Genomic DNA, 19,226 nt, shown 5'->3' with positions numbered 1-19,226 from the left:
CCGCGCCGCAGCAAGCTGCGGCTTAACGGTGCAATTACGAAGCGGTTTTGCGCGCGGGCGTCTTGCGGGCGGCCGTCTTTTTCGCGGGCGCGGCCTTGGCGGCAGCCGTCTTGCGTGCGGGCTTTGCCTTCGTTTCGGCGGCGTCGTTCTCGTTTGCCGCGTCGTTTGCGGCTTCGTCCGCTCCCGCCGTGGCGGCGGACTTCTTCGCGGCGGTCTTGGCTGCAGTCTTCGCGCTCGGCTCCTTCTTCTCGAACTCGAAACCGATCTTGCCGTCAGGCTGCTTCACGAGGAACGCCTTGAAGTTGCGGCCCGTGCGCGACGACTTGAAGTTCGTCAGCAGGTCGGTGCGGCCTTCCGAAAGCAGCTTCGCCATCTGCTCGCGTGCGATCTCCTGTTGCAGGATCACCTTGCCCGAGCGGAAGTCGCAGGTCTTCGGATTCGCGACCGAATGCTCGCAGACATAGCTCATGCCGTGCTCGAACACGCGGCCCTTGCACTTCGGACACGCACCCACGGGCTCCTGCTGCGAGAAGTCGGGCGCTTCGCCGTCTTCGCCGCCCTGGTCCTGGCCGAAGTCGAATTCGAGCTTGAAGTTCTTGATCTCGTCGTCGAAGGAGAGCTTGAGGATGGCCGAGAACGGCCGGCCCATCTTGCTGCGGAAGCCCGAGAGCGGGCCGATGGTCTTGTTCTGCAGCAGCTCTTCCACTTCCGGGATTTCGAACTGGCGTCCGCCCGGGATCTTCGAGATCGAGAACTCGCACTTCGTGCATGCGAAGCGGCGGTAGTTTTCCTTCACCTGACCGCCACAGCTCGGACACGGCGTTTCCAGGGTCGCATAGTCGCCGGGAATGGTGTCGGAATCGTATTCCTTCGCGCGCTTCACAATGGTCTGCGTCATGCGGGCGATTTCCTGCATGAACGCGTCGCGCGGAAGCTTGCCGCGCTCCATCTGCGAGAGCTTGTATTCCCATTCGCCGGTGAGTTCCGGCGCGGTCAATTCCTTGACGTCCAGGCCGCGCAACAGCGTCATGAGCTGGAACGCCTTGGCTGTGGGGATCAGATCGCGGCCTTCGCGCACGAGATACTTTTCGCCGAGCAGGCCTTCGATGATCGCCGCGCGCGTGGCCGGCGTGCCGAGACCCTTGGCGGCCATGGCCTCGCGCAGCTCCTCGTCGTCCACGAGCTTGCCCGCGCCTTCCATGGCCGAGAGCAGCGTCGCTTCGTTGTAGCGCGCGGGCGGCTTGGTCACGAGCTGGTGCGCGGCGATCTTTTCGGTCTTGACCTTCTCGTCCTTCTGCACCGGCACGAGGTTGGCGTCGTCGCCGCCCGCGTCGCGGCCGTAGACTTGCAGCCAGCCCGGCTCGACCAGCACCTTGCCCTCGGTCTTGAAGTGGTGGCCGGCAACTTCGGTGATACGCGTGGTCACACGGTACTCGGCCGCCGGGAAGAACACGGCGAGGAATCGCTTCACGACGAGGTCGTAGAGCTTCTGCTCCGGCTCGGACAGCGACTTCGGCGCCTGCAGCGTGGGGATGATGGCGAAGTGGTCGCTGATCTTCGAGTTGTCGAAGATGCGCTTGTTCGGCTTCACCCAGCCCTTGTCGAGCACCTGCTTTGCGTGCGGCAGGTAGTTGTTGCTCTCCTTGAGCATCTCGAGCGTCTCTTTCACGGTGCCGATGTAGTCCTCGGGCAGCGCGCGCGCGTCGGTACGCGGATAGGTGAGCACCTTGTGCTTTTCGTACAGCGCCTGGGCGAGGCCCAGCGTATTCTTGGCCGAAAAGCCGAAGCGGCCGTTGGCTTCGCGCTGCAGGCTCGTCAGGTCGAAGAGCGCGGGCGAGAGCTGGGTGGACGGCTTCGATTCCTCGGTGACCGTGCCTTCGCGGCCATGACAGGCGGCCACGATGGTTTCGGCGGCCGGCAGGCTCCAGAGGCGCGAATCGCGTTTTTCCGGATCGTGCTCGTCCTTCCTGAATTTCGGGTCGTACCAGCGGCCTTCGTAAAAGCCCTTTGCGCAGACGAATTCCGCGCGCACTTCCCAGTAGTCGCGCGGCACGAAACGGCGGATTTTTTCTTCACGTTCGACGACGATCGACAAAGTTGGCGTCTGAACGCGGCCGACCGTGGTCAGGAAGAAGCCGCCGCCCTTGCTGTTGAACGCGGTCATCGCGCGCGTGCCGTTGATGCCCACGAGCCAGTCGGCTTCCGAGCGGCAGCGGGCCGCGTCGGCGAGCGGCTGCATGTCGTCGTCGCTGCGCAGGTTCGCGAAACCGTCGCGGATCGACTGCGGCGTCATCGACTGCAGCCACAGGCGCTGGACCGGCTGCTTCGCCTTCGCGTGCTGCGCGATCAGGCGGAAGATCAGTTCGCCCTCGCGCCCCGCGTCGCAGGCGTTGATGAGTTGCGTGACGTCTTTGCGCTTCATCAGTTTGTTGAGCACCTTGAGCCGCGATTCGCTCTTGGCGATCGGGTTCAGGTCGAAGTGCGGTGGGATCACGGGCAGGTTGGCGAAGCTCCACTTGCCGCGTTTGACTTCGTACTCTTCGGGCGCGGCGATTTCCAGCAGGTGACCAACCGCCGACGAAAGCACGTAGTCGTCGCTTTCGTAGTACTCGTCATGCTTGGTAAATCCGCCCAAAGCGCGTGCGATATCGTTCGCGACGGATGGCTTCTCGGCGATGATCAGGGCTTTGGACATGACTGGCTGTGTGTGGGTGAATTCCGGGCTTTGGATATGATTCGCGCCCCGCGGCTATGCCACCAGGTTCGCTTCGTGGCCGGCGTAGCGCGTTTCGCCTCTTGCTTAACGACCGCTTTATAGCACATGGCGCGCCGACGGCGATTTTCGTGTCATCGGATCGATGGTGCCTGATCGGTAGCTGCTGCGCCTTTTACGCCTCGGCCAGCACGGGTCGCAGCTTCGGTGCATCGGCGACACCCGGCAGCGCCGTGAGATCGGCGAGCATGCGCTCGACCACGGCGCCATGCGGCAGTACCGTGCCGAAAAACCGCGTGGCCTTGCTGTCTTCGATCAGGATGGTCGGGAAGTTTTCCACATCGAGGTCGTCGAAGCGGTCGGCGTGCGTTTCGATATCGATCCAGGCAAAGCAGATCTCGGGATGGCCTTCGGCGATACGGTCGAACGTGGCCCGATACTCGCGACAGGTGCCGCACCATTCCGCGCAAAGACACGCGACGAACAACGTGTCGCAGTCGGTGACGCGTTCGGCGATCTGGTCGGCGTCGGTGTCGAGGTCAAGCGCGGGCATGATCGTTCCTTGCGTTCTCTTATATATAGAGTGTGAGCGTTGGATGGGTATTTGGCGCGAATGTAACACGGCGGCGGGCTAGCAGTGGGACGCCCGCGTAAACCGGCCCCCGGGCAGCACGCTCACGTGCCCGGCCAGTTCGAGTTGCAGCAGCGTCGCTTGCAGGACCGCCTCGGTCATGTCGGTACGCTGCGCGAGCATTTCAAGCGTGGCGGGGGCATGACCGAGCGCGGCGAGCAGTGTGCGTGCATCGGGCGTGAGCGTGCCGGCGCGTGCCGGCTCTGTTTCGGCTGGCGGCTGGGCTGGGATGCGCTCCCGGTCTGGGTCTGGGGTGAGGCGGGGAGGCTGCGCTTCGAAGTCCAGGGGAAGCGTCATGGCGCGTGCCGGGTTTCGTTCGCGCGATGCCAATGCGGTCGCGGTACGCCGCGCACGCGGCGCCGGCTGCGTGAAGCGCAGCGCTTCGAGCACTTCCTCCGGTGTCTCGATCAGTTGCGCGCCTTCCTTGATCAGCCGGTGGCACCCGCGCGAGAGCGGCGCGTGAACCGAGCCGGGTAGCGCGAACACATCGCGTCCCATTTCGTTGGCGAGCCGCGCGGTGATGAGCGAGCCCGAGCGCATGGCGGCCTCGACCACGATCACGCCTTCCACGAGCGCTGCGATCACCCGGTTGCGCTGCGGGAAGTTCGCGGAGCGCGCGGGCGTGCCGAGCGGCCATTCGGTGACGATCGTGCCGCGTTCGGCGATCTGGGTCGCGAGTGCGTGATGCGCGGCGGGGTAGACGAGGTCGGCGCCCGTACCGGTCACGGCAACGGTGCCGCCGACCTCGTCCAGCGCCCCCCGGTGCGCCGCGCCATCCACGCCGAGCGCGAGGCCCGAGACCACTGTCACGCCAGCCGCGGCGAGCGTGCGCGCGAAGCGCGTGGCGTCTTCGAGGGCTTGCGGCGTGGCGCTGCGGCTGCCCACCACGGCCACGCCGTGCGCATGCAGCAGATCGAGCCGCCCCTTCACGTAAAGGAGCGGTGGCGGGTCGGGCATCGTCAGGAGGCGCGGCGGATAGGCGGGGTCGGCGAGCGTGACGAGCGTATTGCCCGGCAGCGCACACCAGGCGGCCACGGCCGCGACTTGTTGCGCAAAGTCCGCAGCGGGCGGCGCCAGCACGGCGCGGGCCGCCTCGTTGCCCGCCGCGGCCGCAAGCGCCTCGAACGGCTGCGCGAGCACGTGCTGAGGGAGCCCGAACGCGCTGAGCAGCGCGCGCAACGCCACCGGCTTCAGGCCCCGTGCGTTTGCGAGGCGCAGCCAGGCGCTGAGTTCGTCGGCTCCGAGCGGCAAGGTGGCGAGCATCGGCAATTCTCCGTCGGCGGGCGAACCTTGGCCCGTCGTGTTAAAATTTTCACCATCCGAAATTCCCGTGCGACGCTGTGACGTATCGTCACGGCGTGCTGCTGGCGTCGCGCTTTTGTCCGCCGCTTCTCCCTCGAATTCCCTGCCGATTCCGCCCGTGCAGCGGCAAAACAGGCGCGAGAAGTGCTTGTGAGGCCGGCGGCGCGTTGATTCCGGCCAATTCGTTCGTATCTGTCCGTCTATCTTCTGCATTCCGCGAGGGGCGCACCAGTTGGCCGAACGGCCAGTTCGCGCGCGAGCGCGCGGCCCGCGGCGCCCAACCAGGAACCTGTCAAACCATGGCTCTACTGAACATTCTTCATTACCCGGACAAGCGTCTGCACAAGATCGCCAAGCCCGTCGAGGTGGTCAACGACCGTATCCGCAAGCTCGTCGCCGACATGGCCGAGACCATGTACGCGGCACCCGGCGTGGGCCTTGCCGCCACCCAGGTCGACGTGCACGAGCGCGTCGTCGTGATCGACGTCTCGGACTCGCACGACGAGCTGCGTGCGTTCATCAACCCGGAAATCGTCTGGGCGAGCACTGAAAAGGAAGTGCACGAGGAGGGCTGCCTCTCGGTGCCGGGGATCTATGACGAAGTCGAGCGTGCCGAAAAGGTGCGTGTGCGTGCGCTCAACGAGAAGGGCGAGACTTACGAGATCGATTGCGAAGGTCTGCTCGCCGTCTGCATCCAGCATGAGATGGATCACTTGATGGGCAAGGTGTTCGTCGAGTACCTCTCGCCGCTCAAGCAAACGCGCATCCGGAGCAAGATGAAGAAGCTCGAACGCGCGATGTAACGTTCGCGCGCCGCGCTGTTCCATTTCTTCACTTGCCGATTTTCTTAGCGTCCATGAGCCATTCTCTTCGCGTGATTTTTGCCGGTACGCCGGAATTCGCCGCCGCGGCACTCGCCGCGATCCACGAGGCGGGGTTTGCCGTGCCGCTCGTGCTGACCCAGCCCGACCGTCCCGCTGGACGCGGGATGAAGCTCCAGGCGAGCCCCGTCAAACGCTACGCGCAGGAACATGGCATGGCCGTGGCGCAGCCGCCTTCGCTGCGGCGCACGGGCAAGTACCCGGAAGAGGCGGCCGCGGCGCTGGATCTGCTGCGCGCGACGCCGCACGACGTGATGGTGGTGGCCGCCTACGGCCTTTTGCTGCCGCAGGAAGTGCTCGACATTGCGCCGCATGGCTGCATCAACATTCACGGGTCGATCTTGCCGCGCTGGCGCGGCGCCGCGCCGATCCACCGCGCGATCGAGGCCGGCGACGCCGAGACTGGCATCACCCTCATGCAGATGGACGCGGGCCTCGACACCGGGCCGATGATCTCGGAAGTGCGCACGCCCATTGCATCCACGGACACGACCGCGACGCTGCACGACCGTCTCGCGAAGCTGGGCGCGCAACTCGTGGTGGAAGGGCTGACCCGGCTCGAGCGCGACGGCGCGCTGCCCGTCGTGCCGCAACCCGCCGATGGCGTCACCTATGCCGAGAAGATCGGCAAACAGGAGGCCGCGCTCGACTTCCGCCGTTCCGCCGAGGCGCTCGCACGGCAGATTCGCGCGTTCGATCCGTTCCCGGGTGGCGCGGCCACGCTGGACGGCGCGCTGCTCAAGCTATGGTCCGCCGAGCCGGCCTATCATGCCAATGTGCCTGCGGGGACAGTGCCGGGTCAGATCCTCGAAGCGTCGCCCGCTGGCGTCATCGTGGCTTGCGGCGAGGGCGCGTTGCGCGTGACGCAACTGCAGAAGCCCGGCGGCAAACGCCTGCCTGCGCGCGAATTCCTCGCTGGCATGCCGCTCGTGGCCGGCCAGCGCTTCGCGTTGACCGACGCCGACGCAGCGTAAGTGTCCGTCAGCGCCGGTAAGCGCTTGAAGACTCGCCCGGTGGGCATTCGGCCGTGCGGCGAGGCGAAGCGCACACACGCTGTGCGCGTTAGAATTTGACGGATTTGTCGAGACGACTGCACAGGGCGGCTCGAACTTTTTCCGAGTCGCTTTTGCAGGAAACGTCATGCTTGGCATCACCCATTTCGGCTTCTTTCTCGTCGCCGTCTTTCTCCTGAACGTCACGCCGGGCCCCGATACCGCCTATATCGTCGGCCGCAGCGTCGCGCAAGGCCGCAGTGCGGGGCTGGTGTCGGCACTGGGCATTTCCGCGGGCTGCTGCGTGCACGCGCTCGCTTGTGCGTTCGGGCTGACCGCGCTGCTCGCGGCCTCGGCCACGGCGTTCACCGTCATCAAACTCGTGGGGGCGTGCTACCTCGTGTACCTCGGCGTGCGCCTGATCTTCGCGAAGCAGGCAGCCCCGGCGGGCACGGCGGTCACGACGGAATCCGCCGCGCGCGCCGGTGCGCCACGCCCGTTGCGCCAGCTTTTCCTCTCGGGTTTCTGGACCAATGTGCTCAACCCGAAAGTCGTGCTGTTCTTCGTATCGTTCTTCCCGCAATTCGTGAGCGTGACGAGCCCGCACAAGGTGCTCGCGTTCCTCGCGCTCGGCGTCGTGTTCGTCGTTATGAGCACGATCTGGAACAGCTTCGTTGCATGGATCGCCGGCAGTGTGACACAGCGCTTCTCCGGCAAGCCAGGCATCAAGAAGTGGCTCGACCGCACGGTGGGTTCGGCGTTCGTCGGCCTCGGCTTGAGGCTCGCCGCGGCCACGCGCTGAGATTGAATTTTTCAGATCCGCTCATATCTAACAAATCGCTTACAATGCGCTCGCCGCCCGCCGGCTGAATGAACGGCTGAATGAACGGCTGAATGAACAACCGGCCGGTGGCGGGCGTCCAACGATTTGATCCCCAATATTCCCGACGGGTGAAGGAGCACAGCACATGTTCAACTGGGTCAAGACCGCGATGTTGATGGCCGCGATTACGGCCCTTTTCATCGTGATTGGCGGCATGATCGGCGGGCATCGCGGCATGATGCTCGCGCTCATGTTCGCCCTCGCCATGAACTTCTTCTCGTACTGGTTCTCGGACAAGATGGTTCTGCGCATGTACAACGCGCAGGAAGTGGACGAGACCACGGCGCCGCAGTTCTACCGCATGGTCCGGGAGCTGGCCACGCGCGCGAATATCCCGATGCCGCGTGTCTACCTGATCAACGAAGACGCGCCCAACGCCTTCGCCACCGGCCGCAATCCCGAGCACGCGGCCGTGGCCGCCACCACCGGCATCCTGCGCGTGCTCTCCGAGCGAGAGATGCGCGGCGTGATGGCCCACGAGCTCGCGCACGTGAAGCACCGCGACATCCTCATTTCGACGATCACGGCCACCATGGCCGGCGCGATCTCGGCGCTCGCCAATTTCGCGATGATCTTCGGCGGCCGCGATGAGAACGGCCGTCCGGCGAACCCCATCGCCGGCATTGCCGTCGCGCTGCTCGCGCCGATCGCGGGCGCGCTCATCCAGATGGCCATCTCGCGCGCACGCGAGTTCGAGGCCGATCGCGGCGGCGCGCAGATTTCGGGCGATCCGCAGGCGCTCGCTTCGGCGCTCGACAAGATTCATCGCTACGCGCAGGGCATTCCGTTCCCGGCTGCCGAGCAGCATCCGTCCACAGCGCAAATGATGATCATGAATCCGCTCTCGGGCGGCAGCATCGCGAACCTCTTCTCGACCCACCCCGCCACCGAGGAGCGCATCGCGCGCCTCATGGAGATGGCGCGCACCGGCCGCTTCGACTGAAGCAACGAGGCGCGTGTTAGAAGGGCAGACCTCGGGGCAGACCTCCGGGTTTGCCCTTTTTTATTGGCGCGGCTATTGGCGCAATGCGGATGAGATGCCGCCACAATCAGCGCGCATCGATTACGCCAGGCGAGCGGCGTTGCGTCCGCGCCACGCTACAATGGCTCGCTTGTGGTTTGCTTTTGCACGGCTTTTGCACGATTTGCCGCGCCTGGTCGCGGCCTGTTTTCCGGTTTCTTCATGACATCCAGTTCCTCCCGACGCCCGTCTGGTTCATCCTCGTCCGCCCAGTCTCGCGCCAAACGTGCCGGGCTGGGTCAAGCTGCGCCGCGCCAGTCCGTCCATCTGGCCCCCGACTCGCTCGGCTTCGCGCTCGACCAGGCGGCGCATGCCGTGGGTGCGGTGCGCGCGGGCGCGGCGTTGCCGGCGGCGCTCACGAGCGTTTTCGCGGTGCTCCCGCACGATCTCGCGGGCATGGCGCGCGGCGCCGTGCAGGACATCGCGTATCGCACGATGCGGCGCCTCGGCACCGTGGACTGGCTGATCAAGCAGCGTGTGAGCAAGGCGCCGCCGCCGCTCGTGATGAACCTGCTCGCGTGCGCGCTGGCGCTGCTCGTCGACGACGAGGCGCACGCCGCCTACACGCCGTTTACCGTCGTCGACCAGGCGGTGCGTGCGATCGGCGCGCGCCGCGAAGTGGCCTTCGCGAAGGGGCTCGTGAACGCAGTGCTGCGCGGCTTCTTGCGCGAGCGCGAGAGCGCACTCGCCGCTGCCCAGGCCGACGAAGTCGCACGCTGGAACTATCCTCAGTGGTGGATCGACGCGATCCGCCGCGCGTGGCCCGATCGCTGGCAGGCGATCCTCCAGGCGGGCAACGTGCAGGGGCCGCTCACGCTGCGCGTGAACGCGCGTCGTGCGAGCGCCGCTGCTTATGTACAACGTCTGGCCGAAGAAAACATCGTCGCGACGCAGATCGGCGAGCACGCCGTGCGGCTTGCCGCGCCGCTGCCTGTCGACCGCATTCCGGGCTTCATGGCCGGTGACGTCTCGGTGCAGGATGCGGGCGCGCAAGTCGCCGCGCAGATCATGGACGTGCGTGACGGCATGCGCGTGCTCGACGCGTGCGCGGCGCCCGGCGGCAAGAGCGGCCATCTGCTCGAACTCGCCGATATCGACCTGATCGCGCTGGAAAGCGATGCCGCGCGTGCGGCGCGCATCGGCGAGAATTTCGAGCGTCTTGGCTTGTTGCACGATCAAGCGAATGACGACGCACGGCAACCCGGGCAACAACGCGAACAGCAACCCGCGGATCGTGCGCATCGCGCGCGCGTCGTGATCGGCGACGCAGGCGCGCCCGCAAGCTGGTTCGACGGCGAGCCGTTCGACCGCATTCTCGCGGACGTGCCGTGCTCGGCCTCGGGCATCGTGCGCCGTCACCCCGACATTCGCTGGCTGCGCCGTCAAAGCGACATCGCTGCGCTGGCGCAGGAGCAGCGCCGCATCGTCGATGCGCTGTGGGCGTTGCTCAAGCCGGGCGGCGAGCTGCTTTACGTGACGTGCTCGATCTTCCCCGAGGAAGGCGAAGCGCAGGCAAGCTGGTTTGAAAGCACCCATGCGGATGCGGTACGATTGGACGCGCCGGGGCAACTGCTGCCCGCGGCCGACGGCGCGCCAGAGAGTGGCGCAGCCAGCGTGACGCGGCGCGACGCCCGCCCCGTTCCCGATCGCACCGCAGATCACGACGGCTTCTTCTACGCGCGCTTTCAGAAACGGTGACCATCAAACGCTTCTTCCCGCCACGCTTCGCGATCCTGATCTGGGTCGCGCTGGCTTTCGGCTTTGCGGCCGTCACGCCGGCGCGCGCCGATTCGATTTCGGTGCAGCGGGCATCGCTGCAAGCCGACGGCTCCGGCTGGAGCCTCGACGCCCGCTTCGACTTCGAGCTCAACAGCAGCCTGGAAGATGCGGTCAACAAGGGCATTCCGCTTTACTTCACCACCGACTTCGAGCTCACGCGCCCGCGCTGGTACTGGTTCGACGAGCAGCCGGTGAGCGTCTCGCAAAGCATCCGCCTCTCGTTTCAGCCGCTCACGCGCGAGTACCGCGTATCGAGCGGCGGCCTGCAGCTCGGCTTCACGACGCTCGCCGACGCGCTCGCTGTCATCAAGCACGTCACGTCGTGGCATGTGATCGACAGCAAGCAAGTGGGCCCGGGCGAGACCTACACGGCGTCCGTGCGCATGCAGCTCGACGTCGCGCTCATGCCGAAGCCATTCCAGATCGACGCGGTCAACAACCGCGACTGGAACCTCGCTTCGGACTGGAAGCGCTTTAACTTCACGGTGGCCGAACGTGCTAAATAAAGTGCGCCGCGCCACCAGTGTCAGCAGCGTGGTCGTCAAGCTGCTCGTTTCCACCGTCGCGTTCACCGCGACGCTGCTGCTCGTGCTGCTCGCCGTTGCGAGCGCGAACACCGAGTTCTTCGACCGCTATTACGGCTGGCTCTATGCGGCCAACATCGGCGTCGCGCTGATCTTCCTCTCGGTGGTGACGGCGCTCGTGATCGTGATCGTCGTGCGCTTGCGGCGCGGCAAGTTCGGCACGCGATTGCTGGCCAAGCTCGCGTTCTTCTTCGCGCTCGTGGGCGTGGTGCCGGGCGGCATCATCTACGTCGTTTCGTATCAGTTCGTTTCGCGCTCGATCGAGTCGTGGTTCGACGTGAACGTGGAAACCGCACTTACGGCGGGCCTGAATCTCGGGCGCGGCATGCTCGACGCCTCGCTCTCCGACCTGCAAACCAAGGCGCGTCTGATGGCCGAGCAGATCGCGAACGGCGAATCCGCGGGCACCACGCTCACGCTCTTGCGCACGCGCGACCAGTTCGGCGTGCAGGACGCCACCATCGTCGCGCCGGTGCGCAGCATGTCGGGCGCGGCGCCGGAGATGCACGTGGTTGCGCAGGCGTCGAGCAACTTCTCCTCGCTGATGCCGTCCGATCTGCCCACGCCGCTCATGATCGATCAGGCGCGCGGACGCGGCTACGCGGCAATCGAAGGCGAAGTCGACGGCGATCCGCATCTGCACGGCCCGAAGGGCGCGCTGCGCCTGCGCGTCGTCACGCGCATTCCCGATGCGAACACCACCGACCTGCAACCCGTCGAGCGCTTCCTGCAACTGGAGCAGCCGGTGCCCGCCGCGCTCGCACGCAACGCCGACGCCGTGCAGCGCGCCTATCGCGAGTACCAGGAAAAAGCGCTGGGCCGCACGGGCTTGCGCAAGATGTATATCGGCACGCTCACGCTCGCGCTCTTTCTCGCCACCTTCGTCGCGATGATGCTGGCGCTTGCGCTCGGCAACCAGCTCGCGCGTCCGCTCTTCCTGCTCGCGCAGGGCACGAAGGAAGTGACCGAGGGCGACTACACGCCCAAGCGCGAGATCAAGTCGCGCGACGAACTGGGCTTCCTCACGCAGTCGTTCAACGCGATGACGCGCCAGCTCTCCGAAGCGCGCCAGGCCGTGGAGAAGAACCGCGTTGCGCTCGAGCATTCGAAGGCGTATCTCGAGAGCATCCTCGCGAATCTCACGGCGGGCGTGTTTGTGTTCGACCGCCAGTTCCGGCTGACGACGGCCAACCCCGGCGCCGAGCGCATCTTCCGCCACCCGTTCCAGACGCAGCTCGGTTTGCCCATCGATCATGTGGCGGCGCTCGGCGACTTCGCGGCGATGGTGCGCAAGGCCTTCGCCGACCAGGAAGCCTCGCGCACGGACCGCGAAGGCGGCGAGGTGGACCACGGCCATTGGCAGCAGCAGTTCTCGGAGCCGGTGGCCGGCGAGACCGACCCGCTTACGCTGCTCGTGCGCGGCGCGCGCCTCGTCTCCGACACGGGCCGCGACGCCGGCGACATGCAGACCTCAGGCTACGTGGTCGTGTTCGACGACATCTCCGACGTGATCTCGGCACAGCGCTCGGTCGCATGGGGCGAAGTCGCGCGGCGTCTCGCGCACGAGATCAAGAATCCGCTCACGCCGATCCAGCTTTCCGCGGAGCGCCTGCAGATGAAGCTCTCGGACAAGCTCGCGCCCTCGGACGCCGAAGTGCTCAAGCGCGGCGCGACCACCATCGTCAATCAGGTCGCGGCGATGAAGCAGATGGTCGATAACTTCCGCGACTACGCGCGCACGCCGCCGGCCGTACTCGCGAGCCTGCAACTGAACGACCTCGTGAGCGAGGTGCTCACGCTCTACGGCGCGGAAGAGGGCAAGAGCACGATCAGGGTCGATCTCTCCGCATTGCCGGTCATCCGGGGCGACGCAACGCAATTGCGCCAGGTCATTCACAACCTCCTGCAAAATGCGCAGGACGCGGTGGCCGACGTCGAGACTCCGCGCGTGACACTGGAGACGCGGGCCGTAGAATACGGCGATCCGGACGCGGACGGCCATACGCGCATCGCGGTGCGTCTCACGGTGTCGGACAACGGGCCCGGCTTCCCGGCGCGCATCCTCACGCGCGCATTCGAACCCTATGTGACGACCAAGGCCAAAGGAACAGGACTCGGGCTCGCGATGGTCAAGAAGATCGTCGACGAGCACGGCGCGCGCATCGACATCCGCAATCGCATGAAAGCGGGTGATGCGATAGAAGGCGCGCAGATCTCGATTCTCTTTCTCCAACTGGCGGATGACGCCAACCCGGACACCCACCCGGGCGCTACGCCGGATGCCGCCACGCGCGGCACGGCAGGGAAGGCGGTGCGCGCGGCGGCGGAGCAGGGATCAAAAGCAACAGTGCAGACAAGGGCAGCGTAAATGGCAACCATCCTGGTGGTAGACGATGAAATGGGCATCCGGGAATTGCTCTCGGAGATCCTCAGCGACGAAGGGCACGTCGTGGAGCTTGCGGAGGACGCGCAGCAGGCGCGCGAACTCCGTCAGCGTCAGGTGCCGGACCTGGTGCTGCTCGATATCTGGATGCCGGACACCGATGGCGTCACGCTGCTCAAGGAATGGGCCGCGCAGGGCGAGCTCACGATGCCCGTCATCATGATGTCGGGGCATGCGACCATCGACACGGCTGTCGAGGCGACCAAGATCGGCGCACTCAACTTCCTCGAAAAACCGATCGCGCTGCAAAAGCTGCTAAAGGCGGTCGAGCAGGGGCTCGCGCGCGGCACCGCCGCGCCGGTTCCCGCGGCGACGCCCGGCGCGGCCAAGCCGGCGGCGGGCGGCCCGGCCGTGGTGGCGTCGGCGGCGGCGCTGCCGGTGCTGGGCGCCGACGGCGTATCGGGAGGCGCGGCCGCGACCGGCGTGGCGTCGATCTCGTTCGACATCCCGTTGCGCGACGCGCGCGACGCGTTCGAGCGCGCCTACTTCGAGTACCACCTCGCGCGAGAGAACGGCAGCATGACGCGCGTGGCCGAGAAGACCGGCCTCGAGCGCACGCACCTGTACCGCAAGCTCAAGCAGCTCGGCGTCGATCTCGGCAAGAGCAAGGGCGAGTGATTCGTAAGCACGAGTAAGCAGGAGTCAGCGGACTTTTTTGCGAAAGCCCCTTGCGCAACGCTGTCAGGGTCGCTATACTCTTCTTTCTTCGTTGGCCCGGTAGCTCAGTTGGTAGAGCAGCGGATTGAAAATCCGCGTGTCGGTGGTTCGATTCCGCCCCAGGCCACCAGAATGCAGCCCCAGGAGATCGTACGATTCCTGGGGCTTTTTCGTTGTTTCGCGTAGCTTGGGTGTTCTGGTCATGAGTGCGCCGGCCGTTCATCGCGACGCCGTCGAGCGCGTGGCCGACCGGCCTCCTGTGAGGTCAAGTACGAGACCAGCCACGAGGCCGACGACAGGGCCGACAGGGTCGACCACAGCGGATGGAATATCAGCGGTATAAAGTAGCGCCGATATTCGCAAAAATACCGCGGCCTATACTGCACTGGCCGGCGCTGGTGTCAGACCAGGCCGGTCCGCCCGGCGGGTTTTCAAGGCTTGCGACCGCGCGGAATCTCTCAACACGGAGTTTCACGGTGACTCGAACAGAACCCAGGAACGGCGCGCTCGTGCTGTTTTCCGGCGGCCAGGACTCGGCTACGTGCCTTGCCTGGGCGCTCGACCGCTACGATACCGTCGAGACGCTCGGCTTCGATTACGGCCAGCGTCATCGCGTCGAACTGGAATGCCGTGAAGGCTTTTGCGCGGCCGTCGCGCATACGTTCCCCGAGTGGGGCGAGCGTCTCGGCGACGATCACATGATCGATCTCTCCGTGCTCGGCTCGATTAGCGACACGGCCATGACGCGCGAAATCGAGATCGAAGCGTCGGCAAACGGCTTGCCGAACACCTTCGTGCCGGGCCGCAACCTGATGTTCATGCAGATCGCCGCGGCGATCGCTTACCGGCGCGGGCTCAAGTTCCTCGTGGGCGGCATGTGCGAGACCGACTTCTCGGGCTATCCCGACTGCCGCGACGACACCATGAAGGCGCTGCAAGTCACGCTCAATCTGGGCATGGATACGCGCTTCGCGATCGAAACGCCGCTCATGTGGCTCGACAAGGCCGACACGTGGCGTCTCGCGCAGCAACTGGGCGGCGAAGCGCTCGTCGAACTGGTGCGCGTGGAAACGCACACGTGCTACGTGGGCGAGCGCGCCGAACTCCACAAATGGGGCTTCGGCTGCGGCGAGTGCCCGGCGTGCAAGTTGCGCAAGCGTGGCTACGAAGCGTACCTTGCGGGCGAGAAGGTGACGCAAGCGCCGGTCTGAATGGATGACGGGCGCGGGCCGCACGCGTTGGCAAGCGCAGCGGCGTGCGGTATGAGCGGGGCGGCGCACGGGCGGCGCGCCCCGCGAACAGACGATCAGCGCCCGGAATAACCAGCTCCCTATGCGTCGACACGCGGGGGAAAACGATCAGGCAGTAAGCATGACTTACGCGGTAAAGGAAATCTTCTATACGTTGCAGGGCGAGGGCGCGAATGCCGGACGTCCGGCCGTGTTCTGCCGGTTCGCCGGCTGCAATTTGTGGTCGGGCCGCGAGGAAGACCGTGAAACTGCGGTCTGCCGCTTTTGCGACACCGATTTCGTGGGCACCGACGGCGAGAACGGCGGCAAGTACCGCACGCCCGAGGAACTCGTTGCGATGATCGCGTCGCTCTGGCCCGAAGGCGAAGGCAACCGCTTCGTCGTGTGCACGGGCGGCGAGCCGATGCTGCAGATCGATCAGCCGTTCGTCGATGCGCTGCATGCCGCCGGCTTCGAGATTGCCATCGAGACGAACGGCTCGCTGCCGGTGCTGGAGACCATCGACTGGATCTGTGTGAGCCCGAAGGCCGACGCGCCGCTCGTCGTCACGAAGGGCAACGAGCTGAAGGTCGTGGTCCCGCAAGACAACCAGCGTCTCGCCGACTATGCGAAGCTCGACTTCGAGTACTTCCTCGTCCAGCCGATGGACGGCCCGTCGCGCGATCTGAACACGAAGCTCGCGATCGACTGGTGCAAGCGCCATCCGCAATGGCGCCTGTCGATGCAGACTCACAAGTACCTGAACATTCCCTGATTTTTGCCCCGAATTTTTGCGAATAGCGCCGTGCTGACGATCACCCGAAAACTCGAATTCGACGCGGGTCACCGCATCCCCGACCACCGCAGCCAGTGCCGCAACCTGCACGGCCATCGCTACGTGCTGGAAGTCACGCTGCAAGGCGACACCGTCGAAACGGAAGGCGCGCCGGACCGCGGCATGGTGATGGATTTCGCCGACGTGAAGGCGCTCGCGAACCAGCATCTCGTCGATCTGTGGGACCACGCGTTCATCGTCTTCGAAGACGACACGCAAGTGCGCGGCTTTCTCGACACGCTGCCGGGCCACAAGACGGTCGTGATCGACCGCATCCCGACCGTGGAGAATCTTGCCGCCATCGCGTTCGAGATCCTCGCGAACGTCTACGACGCGCATTACGGCGTGAATTTGCAACTGCAGAAGCTGCGCCTGTATGAAACGCCGAATTGCTGGGCCGAAGTCACGCGCGACTGAAGCCCGACTGAAGCTCGATTGAAGCTCGATTGAAGCTCGATTGAAGCTCGATTGAAGTCCGATTGAGCCCCGCAAGCCCGGGTTTTCCGCCCGGCCCGCAGACTTTTGTCGCGGTATGATCGCTCCGGCAAGGCCCGCGTCCGCGCGGCCCGACAACATAACGGAGCGAGACATGCCGGCCGCGGCGCTGCCGGGCCGCCAGGCCCGCGCGGGACGCGCGCGTCCCGCAGCTCGCCGGGAGCACGGCGATGAGTACCTTCACCAATCCCCTCAAGGAACGGCTCAAGGAAGCTGAGCCGCTCTACGGCCTGTGGCTTTCGATGGGCAGCGAGACCGCCGCCGAGGCGCTCGCGCATGCCGGTTTCGACTGGCTGCTGATCGACATGGAGCACACGCCCAACGACAGCGCCGACGTCATCGCGCAACTGCGCGCCATTGCGGCCGCGCATCTGCCGACCGAGCCGGTCGTGCGCCTGCCGGCCAACGAACCATGGCTCGTCAAGCGCGTGCTCGACGCGGGCGTGCGCACGGTGATGTTTCCCAACGTGGCGTCCGCCGAGGAAGCCGCCCGCGCGGTGAGCTACGCCCAATATCCCGATGTGAATACGCCGAACGGCCAACGCGGCGTCGCGGGCGTGGTGCGCGCGGCGGCCTATGGCATGCGGCGCGATTACCTGCTTGGCGCTAACGCGCAAATCGCGTCGATCATTCAGATCGAATCGGCGGCGGCGCTTGGCGAGGTCGAGAAAATTGCGGCGGTGCCAGGTATCGACTGCCTCTTCGTCGGGCCTGCCGATCTTGCCGCGAGCCTCGGCCATCTGGGCGACTCGAAGCACCCCGACGTCGTCGCCGCGATGACGCGCATCGTCGCTGCCGCGCGTGCGGCGGGCGTGGCGGCGGGCATCTTTGCGATGGATGCCGCGCAAGCGAAGCAGTATCGCGAGATGGGCTTTAGCTTCGTCGCGCTGGCCGCCGATGTCATCTGGCTCATGCGCGCGACGCGCCAGGCGCTGCAGGAGGCGAGATCATGAAACGTCCGAAAACGTTGCTGACACAACTTGTCCGCGTGGCGGCGACGGCTTGCGTCGCCGGCGCGGCGCTTGGCGCGAGCGGCCAGGCGGCTGCGGCCGGCGCCGCCGGGGCGGCGAGCGCGGCTGTGGGTGCAAGCGTGGGTGCAAGCGTGGGTGCAAGCGTGGGTGCGAATGCGGGTGCGAATGCGGGTGCGAATGCGGGTGCGAATGCGGGTGCAAGCGCGCCTGCCACGAAGCCCGTCGCGGGCGCGCAGTCCGATCCGCAGACGGCCAATGCCGTGGCCGACTACAACGCCGGCAATCTCACGGGCGCGCGTACCGAATTCCAGGCGGCGGCCGAGCGCGGCAACCGGCTCGCCGAATTCAACTACGCGATGATGCTGCTCAATGGCGAGGGCGGCGCCGCCGACGTGGGCGAGGGCCGCAAGTGGCTGCGCAAGGCCGCCGACGCGAACATGTCCCATGCACAATACGTCTACGGCAAGATGTACGACGACGGCGACTTCGTCGATCGCGATCCGGTTCAGGCGCACCAGTGGTTCCTGAAGGCCGCGAAGCAGGGGCACGTGCAGGCCGAGCTCGCACTCGCGAACCAGTATCTCGACGGGCGCGGCACGTCGCGCGACAACAAGCAGGCGTTCTACTGGTACAAGAAGGCCGCGGAAGGCGGCGACATGACGGCGCAATACGTGACCGGCTCGTTCTACGAGCGTGGCGGCGACGGCGTGCCGAAGAACCTGAACGTCGCGCGCGCCTACTACGCGGCGGCGGCGGCGCAGGGAGACCCCGTGGCGCGGCTCAAGTATCAGCAGTTGAGCACGCAACTGATGAAGTCGGCGCCGCAATAGGCGCTGGGCGCGCGCTCTCTTATCTCCAGCGCCGCTTCGTGAAAAAGAAAACGCGCCGTGCAAGGCGGCGCGTTTCTCGTGGGATCGTTGCAGGGCAGCGCGTGCCGTATCTCATCGTCACGTGTGCATCAATTTTTCAGAGGCATACTCTGAAGCAATAATTCTTGCTGCAATCCGCCGAAGAAATTCGAGGTTTCCGGCCCACAACACGCCAAAAAATACTATTGCGATTAATTCAATGGCAACGATTAAGGCGCAAATCGGATTGGCAGCAATGACGGAACAGTAGAATAATCTTGATACTTGATCAAGGTGATGTGATTTAATGAGCTTGCTTTCATTGTCGATGTCAGATGATTTATTATTTCTTGATAGCATCAAACGAAAGCCTGATAGCGGCAACGCAAAAATTGCGGAAAATACTATCGCGCCGCTATATGCATTATCCAGGCAGAAGCGAATATATTCGCGGTCAAACGCCGTCAATCCAGGGGATCTGGATAATCTCTCCCCCTCTCTGGCAAGCTTCAATCTGTAAGGCTGCACCGCTATTGCCAGGCGCAACACGAAAAAAAGATATGTCGCAACCAGCACCAGCACCAGACCAGTCCAGAGCAAAATCCTGAGTGCTTCGCTCATTTTGCATCCTCCACACTTGGTTGTGCGTTCTCCGCCATCGGCTTTTCTCGTGACTCCCGTCTCTCCAACGTAAAAGCATCCTTAAGACGGTCAAGCGGTGCAATGATACATTTTGAAATTATTGCCAGCATGAGAACTGCGGTTGTGATAGTTGCCGACATGGTTAGAATGAACTCAAGCGGTTTATCACTAGCAAAATCTACAAGCCGGATCGCTGCATCGCCCATTGTCGCGCCATACGCCATGTTATCCTCAATTTGATTTGCGATCCAATTGCAATGCTGGGAATGGTAGCAATCCCCTTATCTCACAACAGTCCGCAAATCAAGTTGATAGTGCGA

Annotated in this window: 18 protein-coding genes and 1 tRNA gene; 14 read left to right on the top strand and 5 right to left on the bottom strand. The window is 65.0% G+C overall.

Going from position 1 to position 19,226, the window contains the following annotated elements; all coding sequences use genetic code 11:
* Nucleotides 1–34: 34 nt before the first annotated feature.
* The 3 genes from L5014_RS21610 to dprA all read right to left on the bottom strand — a co-directional run bounded on the left by L5014_RS21610 (nt 35) and on the right by dprA (nt 4,607).
* A complete protein-coding gene (locus L5014_RS21610; protein WP_238465775.1) occupies nt 35–2,695 on the bottom strand; it encodes a DNA topoisomerase III in 2,661 nt (886 codons plus the stop codon).
* Nucleotides 2,696–2,888: 193 nt separating this feature from the next.
* On the bottom strand, nt 2,889–3,266 hold the full coding sequence (locus L5014_RS21605) for a thioredoxin family protein (protein WP_238465774.1): 378 nt from the start codon (nt 3,264–3,266) through the stop codon (nt 2,889–2,891).
* Nucleotides 3,267–3,344: 78 nt separating this feature from the next.
* Complete coding sequence (gene dprA, locus L5014_RS21600) at nt 3,345–4,607, bottom strand: DNA-processing protein DprA (protein ID WP_238465773.1); 1,263 nt, start codon at nt 4,605–4,607, stop codon at nt 3,345–3,347.
* Between the two features lie 338 nt (nt 4,608–4,945).
* On the opposite strand from dprA, the gene def reads away from it, so the two are divergent.
* From def to L5014_RS21530, 14 genes are all read left to right on the top strand, one after another.
* Entirely contained in the window at nt 4,946–5,449 is a 504-nt protein-coding gene (def, locus tag L5014_RS21595) for a peptide deformylase (protein ID WP_238465772.1), read from the top strand.
* 53 nt (nt 5,450–5,502) lie between these two features.
* Nucleotides 5,503–6,501: a methionyl-tRNA formyltransferase gene (fmt, locus tag L5014_RS21590; protein ID WP_238465771.1), complete on the top strand. Its 999-nt coding sequence runs from the start codon at nt 5,503–5,505 to the stop codon at nt 6,499–6,501.
* Between the two features lie 166 nt (nt 6,502–6,667).
* On the top strand, nt 6,668–7,321 hold the full coding sequence (locus L5014_RS21585; protein ID WP_238465770.1) for a LysE family translocator: 654 nt from the start codon (nt 6,668–6,670) through the stop codon (nt 7,319–7,321).
* Between the two features lie 166 nt (nt 7,322–7,487).
* The gene (gene htpX, locus L5014_RS21580; protein ID WP_238465769.1) at nt 7,488–8,345 is read left to right on the top strand and encodes a zinc metalloprotease HtpX; all 858 of its coding nucleotides are present in this window, start codon (nt 7,488–7,490) and stop codon (nt 8,343–8,345) included.
* 240 nt (nt 8,346–8,585) lie between these two features.
* Nucleotides 8,586–10,121: a 16S rRNA (cytosine(967)-C(5))-methyltransferase RsmB gene (gene rsmB / locus L5014_RS21575; protein WP_238465768.1), complete on the top strand. Its 1,536-nt coding sequence runs from the start codon at nt 8,586–8,588 to the stop codon at nt 10,119–10,121.
* Nucleotides 10,118–10,708: a DUF4390 domain-containing protein gene (locus L5014_RS21570; RefSeq protein ID WP_238465767.1), complete on the top strand. Its 591-nt coding sequence runs from the start codon at nt 10,118–10,120 to the stop codon at nt 10,706–10,708. The genes rsmB and L5014_RS21570 overlap by 4 nt, the downstream gene beginning before the upstream one ends.
* Entirely contained in the window at nt 10,698–13,154 is a 2,457-nt protein-coding gene (locus L5014_RS21565) for a sensor histidine kinase (protein WP_238465766.1), read from the top strand. The genes L5014_RS21570 and L5014_RS21565 overlap by 11 nt, the downstream gene beginning before the upstream one ends.
* On the top strand, nt 13,155–13,847 hold the full coding sequence (gene esaR, locus L5014_RS21560) for a response regulator transcription factor EsaR (protein ID WP_238465765.1): 693 nt from the start codon (nt 13,155–13,157) through the stop codon (nt 13,845–13,847).
* A 93-nt stretch (nt 13,848–13,940) separates the two neighbouring features.
* Nucleotides 13,941–14,016: transfer RNA gene (locus tag L5014_RS21555), tRNA-Phe, on the top strand.
* 346 nt (nt 14,017–14,362) lie between these two features.
* Nucleotides 14,363–15,097 (top strand): 7-cyano-7-deazaguanine synthase QueC, encoded by a 735-nt coding sequence (gene queC, locus L5014_RS21550; protein WP_238465764.1) that lies wholly within the window; start codon nt 14,363–14,365, stop codon nt 15,095–15,097.
* Between the two features lie 160 nt (nt 15,098–15,257).
* Nucleotides 15,258–15,890, top strand: a complete 633-nt coding sequence (queE, locus tag L5014_RS21545; protein WP_129560880.1) for a 7-carboxy-7-deazaguanine synthase — start codon at nt 15,258–15,260, stop codon at nt 15,888–15,890.
* Between the two features lie 33 nt (nt 15,891–15,923).
* Nucleotides 15,924–16,367 carry a 6-carboxytetrahydropterin synthase QueD gene (gene queD, locus L5014_RS21540; protein WP_238465793.1) on the top strand — a complete coding sequence of 148 codons (444 nt, stop codon included), beginning with the start codon at nt 15,924–15,926 and terminating at the stop codon, nt 16,365–16,367.
* A 248-nt stretch (nt 16,368–16,615) separates the two neighbouring features.
* Nucleotides 16,616–17,398, top strand: coding sequence for an HpcH/HpaI aldolase family protein (locus L5014_RS21535; protein ID WP_238465763.1), 783 nt, complete (start codon nt 16,616–16,618; stop codon nt 17,396–17,398).
* A 125-nt stretch (nt 17,399–17,523) separates the two neighbouring features.
* Entirely contained in the window at nt 17,524–18,246 is a 723-nt protein-coding gene (locus L5014_RS21530; RefSeq protein ID WP_420800112.1) for a tetratricopeptide repeat protein, read from the top strand.
* Nucleotides 18,247–18,363: 117 nt separating this feature from the next.
* Here L5014_RS21530 and L5014_RS21525 read toward each other — a convergent pair whose 3' ends face one another.
* Together L5014_RS21525 and L5014_RS21520 are read right to left on the bottom strand one after the other, a co-directional pair.
* On the bottom strand, nt 18,364–18,885 hold the full coding sequence (locus L5014_RS21525) for a hypothetical protein (protein WP_238465761.1): 522 nt from the start codon (nt 18,883–18,885) through the stop codon (nt 18,364–18,366).
* On the bottom strand, nt 18,882–19,112 hold the full coding sequence (locus tag L5014_RS21520; RefSeq protein ID WP_238465760.1) for a hypothetical protein: 231 nt from the start codon (nt 19,110–19,112) through the stop codon (nt 18,882–18,884). Before L5014_RS21520 ends, L5014_RS21525 begins: the two co-directional genes overlap by 4 nt.
* Nucleotides 19,113–19,226: the final 114 nt, after the last annotated feature.

Source organism: Paraburkholderia tagetis (assembly GCF_022213065.1).
Lineage (GTDB): Bacteria > Pseudomonadota > Gammaproteobacteria > Burkholderiales > Burkholderiaceae > Paraburkholderia > Paraburkholderia tagetis.
The sequence above is the reverse complement of the archived record's forward strand: the minus strand, read 5'-3'. Positions and strand labels throughout refer to the sequence as shown.